This window comes from Embleya sp. NPDC055664 (assembly GCF_053618075.1).
Window position 1 is genome coordinate 106,912 of record NZ_JBSHGZ010000033.1, and the last position, 11,553, is coordinate 118,464.

The following is an 11,553-nucleotide window of genomic DNA, read 5'->3' on the forward strand; positions in this document are numbered from 1 at the left end:
CCTCATTTCGATGCAGAGTCCAAGAAACCCGGAAAATCCGGGGAGGGGAAAGCGGCGCTGTGCTGTGGGGAACCGGGTATCCGACCGGGGGACGACCCGGCGGCGTACAAAGGGACCCGGCAGGGCCGGTCAGCGCATTGTACCGAAACGGCTGCGAAAAGTAACGGTGTATTGCGAACTGACACCCGATTGAAGACCTTTTGGAACAGTCTCGATCAGGGGAAAAGTGAGGACATCACGTCGTCGAGGGTGACCAGGCCCAGCGGCGCGGAGTCCGGCGCCAGTACCAGGGCCAGATGGGTGCGGGAGCCGCGCATGCGGGCCAACAGGCCGGTCAGCGCGGTGTCCGGGGTGACGGTGACAAGCGGATAGACCGGTACCAAACTGTCCGTTTCGGGCGCCAGTACATCGAGCACGTGGACGTAGCCCTCGGGGTGCCCGGCGGGGTCCAGGACGGGGAAGCGGGACAGGCCGGTGCGTACCGCGACCTCTTCGAGGGCGGCCGCCGACACCGGAGCGGGCAGCGCCACCACGTCGGACCACGGGCGCAGTACCTCGGCGGCCGTACCGGAGTGCAGCGCGAGCGCGCCGGCGAGCCGGTCGTGCTCGTCCACGTCGAGCAGGTCGTGCTCGCGCGACTCGGCGAGCAGCGCCGGAAGTTCCTCGACCGTGTACACGCTGCGCACCTCGTCCACCTGCCGCACCCCGAAGACGCGCAGGCACAGGTTGGCGGCGTGGTTGAACAGCCACAGGATCGGCGCGGTCACCCGGGCGAACACCAGCAGCGGCGGGGTCAGCCACATCGCGCACTCCTCGGGCCCGGCCAGTGCGATGTTCTTGGGCACCATCTCGCCGAGCACCATGTGGCAGAACACCACCACGGCCAGACCCACCACGAAGGCGATCGGGTGCACCGCGCCGGCGGGCAGGCCCAGTGCCTCGATCGGGGCGCCGAGCAGGTGCGCGAGCGCGGGTTCGGCCACGGCGCCCAGGCCGAGCGAGGCCACCGTGATGCCGAGTTGGGCGGCGGCGAGCATGGTGGACAGCCGGCCCATCGCGGTGAGCACCATGGTCGCCCGGCGCGAGCCGGCCTCGGCCCGGGGCGCGATCCGGGTGCGGCGGGCGGAGATCACCGAGAACTCGGCGCCGACGAAGAACGCGTTGGCCGCGAGCAGGACCAGCGACAGCAGCAGGTCGCCCATCATCCGTCGGTCTCCGTCCGCAGTTCCACCTCGTCGATCCGGTGCCGGTCCATCCGGACCACGGTGAGCCGTCGGCCGGCCACGTCCACGTGGTCGCCCACCTGTGGCAGCCGACCCAGTTCGGCCAGGACCAGGCCGGCCAGCGTGTTGTAGTCGCCGACCGGCATGCGCCAGCCGCCGGCCTCCTCGACCTCGTCGGCGCGCAGCAGGCCGGACAGGCGCAGCACGTGGGTGCTCGGGGGGCGCTGCGGCGGCGCGTCCGGCTCGTCGGCCGGGTCGTGTTCGTCGGCGAGGTCGCCGACCAGTTCCTCGGCCAGGTCCTCCGCGGTCAGCACGCCGGCGGTGCCGCCGTATTCGTCGACCACGACGGCCAACTGGGTGCGGCCCTCGCGCAGGCGCTCGACCGCGCGTTGGAGGTCGAGCGAGGTGGGCACCAGGACCGGGGCGCGGGCGATCCGGGTGAGCGGGGTGTGTGGGCGCTCCGCGGCGGGCACCCGCAGCGCGTCGCGGACCACGGCCACGCCGACGATCTCGTCCAGGTCCTGGCCGCGCACCGGGATGCGGCTGTGGCCGCACGCCCGGGCGGTGTCGAGGAGTTCGGTCACCGATGCGGTCGCGGGCAGGGTGACCAGTTCGGTGCGCGGGGTCATCGCCTCGGCGGCCTGTTTGCCGGCGAAGCGCAGGGCGCGGTTCAGGATCCGGGCGGTGCCGACGGGCAGCGCGCCGGCGCGGGCCGAATGCCGGACCAGTTGGGCGAGTTCGTCGGGGGAGCGGGCCGAGCCGAGTTCCTCCTGCGGCTCGATCCCGAGCTTGCGTACGAGGACGTTGGCGGAGCCGTTGAGGAAGACGATCAGCGGGCGGCAGAGCCGGGAGAAGCCGATCTGGAACGGGCCGGCGACGCGGGCGACACCCAGGGGGCGGGCGATCGCGGCGTTCTTGGGCACGAGTTCGCCCAGCACCATCTGCAACGTGGAGGCCAGCACGAGGGCGGCGAACCTGGGGAGGCGGAACGCGGCTTCGGCGAGGTAGCCGGCGATCAGCGAGGTCAGCGTGATGCCGAGTTGGGCGCCGGAGAGTTGGAAGGAGAGGGTGCGCAGGCCGTGGAGTACCCGACGGGCGCCGCGGTCGCCGGCTTCGGCTCGGGCGGCGACGTCGCTGCGCTCGACGGTGACGAGGGAGAACTCGGCGGCGACGAACATGCCGTTGCCGGCGATGAGGAGTAGGAGGAGGCCGATGGCGAGGGGGGTGTCGATGGGGGCCTCCGGGGGAGCGAGCGCTTGTGCGCTCCTGCCCGGTGGGCGCGGGAGTATGCGTTCGGCCGCCCATCCGGGGGCCTTGTCCTCAAACGCCGGACGGGCTGGGTTTGGTGGCGCCGTGCCTGGAGGTTGCGGCTGCGGGTTGCTTTGTCCTCAAGCGCCGGACGGGCTGGGTTTGGTGGCGTCGTGCCTGGAGGTTGCGGCTGCGGGTTGCTTTGTCCTCAAGCGCCGGACGGGCTGGATTGGTCGGGGGGCTACGGGGTTACGAAGGTGTAGCCGTTGGACTTTAGTTCGGGGATTATCTGTTCGAGCATTGTCATGGTTTGGCTGCGTTCGCCGCCGCCGTCGTGGCACAGGATGATGCCTCGGGGGCCGAGTTGGCCGTGGACGTTCTGGAGCATCTTGGGGACGCCGGCCTTCTGCCAGTCGTTGGTGTCCACCGTCCAGTGCAGTGAGCCCATGCCGAGCGACGCGGCGGTCTGGCGGACCTCTTCGGACCAGTTGCCGCCCGGGGCGCGGAACCAGCGCACGGGCGTGCCGGGGGAGGCCTTGTGGATCCACTCCAGGGTCTCCTGCATCTGGCCGTGCATCTCCTGCGGCGTGCGCTTCTTCAGGTTGATGTCGTGCGTCATGCTGTGGTTGCACAGCGTGTGGCCGGCCGCGACCACCTTGCGGACCAGGTCCGGGTGGTCCTTGGCCTGCTGGCCGACCATGCAGAAGGTGGCCTTGACGTCGTTGCGGGCGAGGATCGACAGGGCCTTGTCGGTCCACTCGGGCCACGGCCCGTCGTCCAGGGTCAGGGCGACCACCTTGCCCTCGCCCTTGACCTTGCTCACCAGGGTGGAGTCGACCGGCGGCTGCTGCGCGGCCGGCGGTGTGGCCGGCTCCTGTGCGTTCGGGCTGCCCGGTTGCAGCGGTGCCTGTATCTCCTTGGGCGCGTTGCCGGCCTGGGGCGAGGCCGCCGCCGAAGACCAGCGACCGTCGCCGGCGACATTCCACACGAGTGCGCCACAGACGAGGATCGCGATGACCGTGACCACTGCCTGGAACCGCAGACCCTGTATCGGCAGTGCCCGAATCAACCCCCGCACGACAACCCCCAAAAAGATCTCGCTTCGGCGCCTTGGGAAGAGGCCACCCTAGGTGATCGCCGACAAGGCTTGAAGATCGACCACCGGATGCATCCTCGATGTGATCAGTGACGTGGTTGTCGGCCTCGTGGTTCCCCTGTGATTCGTCACGGTCGATCGGTAATGTTCCCAATGTCGGCCCGATGCATCGGTTGAGGGGAACGTCGGCGGGAACGTTCGGCACGTCCCGATCCGACAGGTACCGGATTGCGACCACTCGACCGGCTCCGTACCGGAGTCGGGTTCCTGGGGAGGGGCATTCATGGGCGAAAAGGTCGAGGTCACCGAGTTCGGCCGGTCCGACCGGCAGCGCTACCGGCACAAATTGCGTCGATGTCTGGAAACACTCCAACGCATGCTCGACGAGAACCGGTTCGAGAGCGCTCGAAAGCTCATGGGTGTCGAGATCGAACTCAACCTGGCCGATGCCGCGGGGCGGCCTCGGATGAGCAATGCCGAAGTACTGCGCCGGATAGCCAGCCCCGATTTCCAGACCGAACTCGGCCTCTTCAACATCGAGGTCAACATTCCGCCGCACCGGCTGACCGGACCGGTGTTCTCCGAATTGGTGGAGGAACTGCGCACGAGCCTGGACTACGCGGATCGCAAGGCCGCCGAACTCGACGCGCGGATCGTGATGATCGGAATTCTGCCGACCCTCACCGACGCGCACATGGCGTTCGAGACGATATCCGACAATGCGCGCTACACGCTGCTCAACGACCAGATCCTGAACGCCCGGGGCGAGGACATCCGGCTGCGCATCGACGGCGTCGAGCGGCTGGACACCACCTCCACCACGATCGTCTCCGAGGCCGCGTGCACGTCCGTGCAGTTCCACCTCCAGGTCACGCCACGCAATTTCGCCCCGCTGTGGAACGCGGCGCAGTCCATCACCGGAGTGCAGTGCGGCATCGGCGCGAACTCGCCGTTCCTGTTCGGTCGCGAGTTGTGGTGCGAGACCCGGCCGATCCTGTTCGAGCAGGCGTGCGACACCCGGCCGGAGGAATTGATCGCGCAGGGTGTTCGGCCGCTGACCTGGTTCGGCGAACGCTGGATCGATTCGGTGGTCGACCTGTTCGAGGAGAACCTGCGGTATTTCCCGTCGCTGTTGCCGATCTGCGACGACGAGGATCCGATCGAGGCGCTGGATCGGGGCGACGTGCCGCATCTGCGTGAACTCAAGCTGCACAACGGCACCATCTACCGGTGGAACCGCCCGGTGTACGACGTCGCGCGCGGAAAGCCGCATCTGCGGGTGGAGAACCGGGTGTTGCCGGCCGGGCCGACCGTGGTCGACATCATGGCCAACGCGGCGTTCTATTACGGCCTGGTGCGCTCGCTGGTGGACGACGAGCATCCGGTGTGGGAGCGGATGCCGTTCGAGGTGGCCACCGCGAACTTCCACGCGGGTGCCCGCTTCGGCATCGACGCCGAGTTGAACTGGCCCGGCCACGGCACCGTTCCGGTCACCCGACTGGTCCTGGACGACCTGCTGCCGCGCGCGTACGAGGGGCTGGATCGGTGGGGCATCGACCCGCGCGAGCGGGACGAGTACCTGGGCATCATCGAGCAGCGCTGCCTGCTGCGGGTCAACGGGGCCGGCTGGCAGAGCGCGCAGTACCACCACTACCGCGACGCCAAGGGCATGGACCGGCTGGAGGCGCTGCGTGCGATGACCCTGCGCTATGCCGAGCACATGCGCGGCGGGGACCCGGTGCACACATGGCCCGTGGGCTGACGGCGGGCTTATCCGCGCTCGATACCGTGTGCCTGTGATCACCGAGCCCGCGTCCGAGACCGTCGAGACGCCCACCGAGCCCCGGCGCCGCGTGCTGCGCTCCGAGGTGGTGCTGGTGCTGGCCCTGTCCCTGGGGGCGTCCGGGGTCTCCTCGCTGATCTCCTTCCTGGGTTCGCTGACCGCGCCGGGCGGGCTCGGCCACAAGGCCGCGGTGTTGAACGGTTCGCGCGCGGTGGATCGGCCCTGGTTGGACCTGGCCTGGCAGCTGTTCGGGATCGCCACCGCCCTGGTGCCGGTCTTCCTGGTCGCGCACCTGCTGATGCGCGAGGACTCCTCGCTGCGCGTCCTGGGGGTGGACCGAACCCGTCCGTGGTGGGACCTGGGGCGCGGGACGGCGGTCGCCGCGGCGATCGGCGGGTCCGGCCTGGCGCTGTACCTGGGCGCGCACGCGGCCGGGGCGAACCTGACCGTGGTGCCCACCACGCTGCCCGACGTGTGGTGGCGGATCCCGGTCCTGGTCCTGTCCGCGATCCAGAACGCGGCCCTGGAGGAGGTGATCGTCCTCGGCTATCTGCTGCGCCGGCTCGACCAGTTGCGGGTGCCGTGGGTCAAGGCGGTGGCGATCAGTGCGGTCGTGCGCGGCTCCTACCACCTGTACCAGGGCATCGGCGGGTTCTTCGGCAACGTGGTGATGGGCGTGCTGTTCTGCCTGCTCTACCGGCGCTGGGGACGGGTGATGCCGCTGCTCGTGGCGCACGCGCTGATCGACATCGTGGCGTTCGTGGGATACGTGCTGCTGGCGGGCCGAGTGGACTGGCTGCCGACGGCCTGACCCGGCGGCCGCCCGGCCCGACTCCGGGGTCGGGCGGCCTTGTCGTGGTCGGTCGCGACGATCGATTTGTGGACTCGTGGGTACGTCTTGTGGGCGTCGTTGGTGTCTGATGGGCATTGTGGGCAGACCTCCATCGAGCGGGGTTCGCCGGCGGACAGGCGCATATCGGGCGACGCGGGGACGCAGGGGGTCGTATGGACAACCGGAGGCGGGCGGAGTTCTTCTCCACACCGAACCCCATCGGCGGGCGGCCGCGCGGGCGGTTCGGGTTGAACGCGCTGAGTCGACACCCGGTGCGGATCCTGATGGTGGCCGGCGGGTTGATCCTGCTGGTGATCGTCTTCTTCGTGGCGCTGCTCACGGTGGACGGCGGCGGATCCGACGACAAGAAGAAGTCGGCGGACACGACCGGCGGCAAGAGTTCGTCGGCGTCGGCGAGTGCGAGCAAGTCGGGTACGGGCAAGGCCACCACCGGGCCCGGGCAGAGCGCGGCGGGGCCCAAGCCGGGCTCGGTCGCGGCCACCGTGCACACCGGCGGCCAGTTGGTGCTGTACAAGGGCACGTCTTACCAGTCGGACAAGGTCGTGCAGATCAAGACCGGCACCGAGGTGCGCGCGAACTGCCACACGGAGGGCTCGATCGCCTACTACGCGGGCTCCTCCAGCAAGACCTGGGCGCAGATCGACGTGGAGGGCAGGACCGGCTTCGTGCCCGCGATATTCCTGGACACCGGCGGCGACGTGAGCAAACAGATCCCCGCCTGCACACATTGAGCGATCGCGGGGGCGCCTCGGAACACACTCCATCGAGTCGGTTGGATCACTAGCGTACGGCGGGCGGGGCGGATCGAGATCGACTCCGGGGGAGAGCCCATGACCACGCTCGTCTTCGTGCACGGAACCGGGGTGCGCGATGTGACCGACTCGGCTGCGGTCCGCACCATCACCGCCAGGGTCGCCGCGCGGCTGCCGGGGGTGCGGGTGGAACCGGTGGACTGGGGCGCGGCGTTCGGCGTCGAGGTCTCGCCCGCACTGCGCGCGCTGATCGGGATTGCCGACCCCGCCGAGGGCGGACCGGCCGCCGAGGTCGACCCCGAGGAGGCCGAACTGCGGTTGTGGGCGGTGTTGGAACGACACCCCCGCCACGAACTGCGCGAAGTGGCCGCGGGCGCGGTGCCCGGCGGGCGGCGGACCGAGGCGGCGGAGGACCTGCGCTGGGCGGTGGAGCACGACGTGGTCGGGATCGACCTTGCTGCGGTGTTGCCCGGCGTGCCGCCCGAGTGGCCGGACGTCTTCGCCGCGGCGGCGCGGGACGTCGCCGACTCGGCCGAATTCACCGCCGCCGTCGAGGCGTTGGCCGCGAGCGCCGACTACGACGTGATCGGCCGGGCGGTGGTGGCCGGCTTCGAGCAGGCGCTCGCCGCGCGGTCCAAGGCGCCGACCGCGTGGTCGCCGGAGTGGCGCGACACCCTCGTCGCCGCCGTGCGCGACGCGTGCGGCGGCACCACCGCCGGCGGCACCTGGGTCGGCCGGACCTTCAAGAGCGGCCTGATGTACGCGAGTTGGCCGCTGCAGAACACGCTGCGCGGCGGCACCCTGGGCGGCAGCGTGCCCGCGATCGGCGACATCCTCCACTACCAGGCGCACGGCGCGACGCTGCGCGCCTACCTCGCGGCGCGGATCGCCCGGATCGAGGGGCCGGTGGTGCTGCTCGCGCACTCCCTGGGTGGGATCGCCTCGTTCGAGACGCTGGCCGAGGCGGCCGGACCGGACACGGCCGAGCGGCGGCGCCATCCGCTCCCGGGCGTGCGGGCGCTGATCACCGTCGGCTCGCAGATCGGCTACCTCGGCGCGGTCGGCGCGCTCGCGACCCATCCGGCGCAGGCGGACCCGCCGAGCCGGTTGAGCATTCCGTGGACCAACGTGTGGAACGCCCGCGACTGGTTGTCGTTCCGCGCCGCGCCCGTCTTCGGGACGGCGGTGCGCGACGTCGAGGTCCGGGTGCGCCGACCCTTCCCCCGGTCCCACGGCGCCTACTGGCGCTGCTCGCGGCTCTACGACGAGATCGCGCGCGCGGTGGAGGGCGCTCGGTGACGGTGCACGCCCTGTTCGTCTGCGTCGAGCACTATCCGGCGCACGAGGGAGGGCCGGGCGATCTGCCGGGCGCGCTCGCGCAGACCCTGGAACTGGTCGAATGGCTGCACACGAGCGGTGCCTCCGGTGCCGAGCGGATCACCGTGCTCGCGTCGGTGCGGGCCGCGTCCGAGCCGACCGCCGAGCGGCTGCGCGAGTTGATCGCGGCGGATTCGATCCTGGTCGGACCCGGCGCCGGGCCCGGTGAGCTGCAACACGTGGATTTCGAGCGGGTGATCGGCGGGATCGGGGAGCACTGGCGGGACGGCGACCGGTTCCTGCTGCACTGGACCGGCCACGGCCGGCTGGACGCGCACGGGCGGTGGCTGGAACTGCCCGCGTTCCATCTGGCGGGTGACTCCCGGCTCGCGGTCCGGGCGATCGCCGTCGACGAACTCCTGGCCCGTTGCGGCGAGGTGCCGCGCCGGGTCGACCAGTTCCTGGTCTTCGAGACCTGCGCCGACCGCCGGGGTGAACCCGGGGCCATCCCGCTGAATCTGACCGCGGCCGGCCCGAGCGACAAGTCGGCCAAGGCCCGCATCTCCGCCGTCTTCGCCGCCGACGACGGCCAGTTCGCCTACCGCCCGGCGGATCGGCCCGCGTTCACCACGGCCCTGATCGAACACCTGACCCTGCGGGGACCGGACGCGCTGACCGTGCCGGCCTTTCGCGAGATGTTCGACGAGATCGACACCCGGCTCGCCGCGAGCGGTTCCGGGGGCCGACCGCTGCGCCAGTCGCCGATGTACCGCGGGCCCGGCGCCGCCGACTGGCGCGAGGGCGAGCGCGACCCCGAGAACCAGTTCGGCCTGTACCGACACCGCCTGCTCGCGCTCCTCGCCGACCTGGACATCGGCGCCGGCGAACCCGCCGTGCTGCGCACCTACCTGCGCGAACGAGGCGTCCCCGAGTGGGTTTTCGCCGGCGCCGACCTCCCCGCGTGGGGAGCGGCGCTGATGTCGCTGCCCGGGCCGCCGGGCCGGCATCCGATCCGGCACCTCCTGGAGTGGCTGTACGCCGGATGCCACCAGACGCATGTCGCCGACTGGGCCGAGCAGTTACGCGAAGCCGGACACATCGACGCGTTCCGCCCGGCCGAGGTACGCGAACGGCAACCGCTGACGCTCGTGGTGTTCATCAGGGAGAACGCATATTCGTCCGACGGGCCGGATCGGGTGCGCTACGACGCCGAATCGCGGTTCTACGTCGGCCTCGAACATTTCGAGGCACCGCCGGGCCTGCCCTCGGGCACCGGCCTGCCCCGGGAGCGACTCGCCGACCACCTCGCCGACTTCTACCTGACGATCCGCACCGGCTGGACCTCCCTGGCCAAGGCCCGGGTGCAACTGGTGCTGCCGACCGAGTTGTTCAACGAACCCTTCGAGGCGGTCCGGATCGGCGGCGCCGACGACCACATCGTGCTCGGCGAACACCACGAGGTGGTGCTGCGGCCGATCGTGCGGCACGGCGTGGCCCGGCCGATGCACTACGACACCTGGGCCGAATCCGCGAACCTGCGCGCCAATCCGGCGGTGCGGCACCTGAATCGGCACCTGTGCGGGGGCGGCAGCCACGACTGCGAGGACGAGGCCGTCGGCTTCCTCCAGGACTACCGGTGGGAGCACCGACCGGACCGACCCGGCGCGGTCGAGAGCGCGGTCGGCCGCGGCGACTGGGCCCTGCTGTGGACGCACGGGACCACCTGTACCGACGCGTGCGCCGGCACGAACGGCGCGCACGGCGGTTGCTCCGGTACCGCGGTGGGGCGGACCCTGTACCGGATGCTGGAGCAAAAGAACCGAAACCTGACCCAACTGCCTTCCGCCGTGACCCTCCTGCGGCGCACCCTGGGGCGCAGGGCCACGCCGCCGGAGCGGGTCGTGCTGGTGTTCGACGATCCCGGTTGGCGTCCGTGGCAGGGTGCGGGACTGCTGCGCGGCGCCCCGGCGGGCAGGGGGGACGAGCGATGAGCCAGGCCACGACGAGCACCGTCGGGGACCACGATCCGGGTGAGCCCGCCGCGCCGTGGTGGATCTACCGCGGCGACGCCGGCGGCGCGACCGGGGCCCAGGCCGGGACCGGTCCGGTCGAACTCCCGCCTCCACCGCCGTGGCGGCTGTTCGGCACCGACGACGTCGGGGACCACGTGCCGGAGCCCGCCGCGCTGCCCGGCGAACGCGCCGGCGAGCCGTACTCGGGCGAATTCCACGGCGACCGCCGCGTCTACGACCTCGTCAACGCCGCGATCCACCTGCGCCGGCCGCTCCTGGTCACCGGCCGCCCCGGCACCGGCAAGACCACCCTGGCCCGCAGCATCGCGACCCGGCTGCGCCTGGGCCCGGTGCTGCGCTGGGGGATCACCAGCCGCTCCACCCTCCGCGAGGGGCTGTACGGATACGACGTGCTCGCCCGCCTGCACGACATGAACCTGCGCGCCAAGGGCGCGGCGGGCCCGGCCGGCGCCGACGTCGACGACATCGGTGCCTACATCACCCTCGGCCCGCTCGGCGACGCCCTGCTGCGCCGCCCACACCCGAGGGTGCTGCTGATCGACGAGATCGACAAGAGCGACGTCGACCTCCCCAACGACCTGCTGCACGTGTTCGAGACCGGCGGCTTCGAGATCCCCGAACTGCGCCGGGCCCGGCTGCGCAGCGCGAAGGTGACACCGTACGACGGCGACTTCGGAGCCCGGGTCGAGGTGCGCGACGGCACCGTGCGCTGCGCCGCGTTCCCGATCGTCGTCCTCACCAGCAACGGCGAACGCGCCTTCCCGGCCGCGTTTCGGCGGCGCTGCGTGCCGCTGGAACTGCGCGCCCCGGAGCGCGACGTGCTCAAGCGCATCGTGCGCAGCCGCCTGCCCGAGGGAGTGCCCCTCGACGAGTCGTTGCTCGACCACTACCTGGAGTTGGCGAACGGCGTCGACGGGCCGCTGCTCTCCCCCGACCAGCTGCTCAACGCGATGCAGTTCCGCGACGGGATCCGCGAGCGCGCCGGACATGCCGACCACCTGCCCACCAACGACACGCTGGCCACCCTCCTGTTCCACGACCTGAACGGGGGATGAGCGATGGCGGAGGAGGACCCCGCCGGGGTCGCCGTCGACGCGGTCCTGGACTGGGCGTGGTTGACCGCCGTGATCGACACGAGCGGCGGCCCGCCCGCCGCGGCGGCCGAGATCGCGACGCCGGCCGTCCCGGCGCCCGCGGCCCCCGGGCCCGCGCCGCCGATCGCGCCCGGACGGGAGCCCCCGCCGGCGC

Annotated in this window: 10 protein-coding genes; 7 read left to right on the forward strand and 3 right to left on the reverse strand. The window is 71.3% G+C overall.

What is annotated here, in order from left to right:
* Positions 1-215: 215 nt before the first annotated feature.
* From ACWGR4_RS37090 to ACWGR4_RS37100, 3 genes are all read right to left on the reverse strand, one after another.
* Entirely contained in the window at positions 216-1,205 is a 990-nt protein-coding gene (locus ACWGR4_RS37090; RefSeq protein ID WP_452129621.1) for a hemolysin family protein, read from the reverse strand.
* Positions 1,202-2,512 (reverse strand): hemolysin family protein, encoded by a 1,311-nt coding sequence (locus ACWGR4_RS37095; RefSeq protein ID WP_452129636.1) that lies wholly within the window; start codon positions 2,510-2,512, stop codon positions 1,202-1,204. Before ACWGR4_RS37095 ends, ACWGR4_RS37090 begins: the two co-directional genes overlap by 4 nt.
* Positions 2,513-2,712: 200 nt before the next feature.
* Complete coding sequence (locus ACWGR4_RS37100) at positions 2,713-3,549, reverse strand: polysaccharide deacetylase family protein (protein ID WP_452129622.1); 837 nt, start codon at positions 3,547-3,549, stop codon at positions 2,713-2,715.
* Positions 3,550-3,850: 301 nt separating this feature from the next.
* On the opposite strand from ACWGR4_RS37100, the gene ACWGR4_RS37105 reads away from it, so the two are divergent.
* From ACWGR4_RS37105 to ACWGR4_RS37135, 7 genes are all read left to right on the forward strand, one after another.
* Positions 3,851-5,329, forward strand: a complete 1,479-nt coding sequence (locus ACWGR4_RS37105) for a glutamate--cysteine ligase (protein ID WP_380000922.1) — start codon at positions 3,851-3,853, stop codon at positions 5,327-5,329.
* A gap of 28 nt (positions 5,330-5,357) precedes the next feature.
* Positions 5,358-6,161: a CPBP family intramembrane glutamic endopeptidase gene (locus tag ACWGR4_RS37110; RefSeq protein WP_452129623.1), complete on the forward strand. Its 804-nt coding sequence runs from the start codon at positions 5,358-5,360 to the stop codon at positions 6,159-6,161.
* A gap of 194 nt (positions 6,162-6,355) precedes the next feature.
* Positions 6,356-6,934: a hypothetical protein gene (locus tag ACWGR4_RS37115; RefSeq protein WP_452129624.1), complete on the forward strand. Its 579-nt coding sequence runs from the start codon at positions 6,356-6,358 to the stop codon at positions 6,932-6,934.
* A 99-nt stretch (positions 6,935-7,033) separates the two neighbouring features.
* Entirely contained in the window at positions 7,034-8,254 is a 1,221-nt protein-coding gene (locus ACWGR4_RS37120) for a hypothetical protein (RefSeq protein WP_452129625.1), read from the forward strand.
* A complete protein-coding gene (locus tag ACWGR4_RS37125) occupies positions 8,251-10,263 on the forward strand; it encodes a VMAP-C domain-containing protein (RefSeq protein ID WP_452129626.1) in 2,013 nt (670 codons plus the stop codon). Before ACWGR4_RS37120 ends, ACWGR4_RS37125 begins: the two co-directional genes overlap by 4 nt.
* Positions 10,260-11,360: an AAA family ATPase gene (locus ACWGR4_RS37130; protein WP_452129627.1), complete on the forward strand. Its 1,101-nt coding sequence runs from the start codon at positions 10,260-10,262 to the stop codon at positions 11,358-11,360. The genes ACWGR4_RS37125 and ACWGR4_RS37130 overlap by 4 nt, the downstream gene beginning before the upstream one ends.
* Positions 11,361-11,363: 3 nt before the next feature.
* Positions 11,364-11,553: hypothetical protein (locus tag ACWGR4_RS37135; protein WP_452134303.1), on the forward strand; the 190-nt coding region annotated here is incomplete at its 3' end.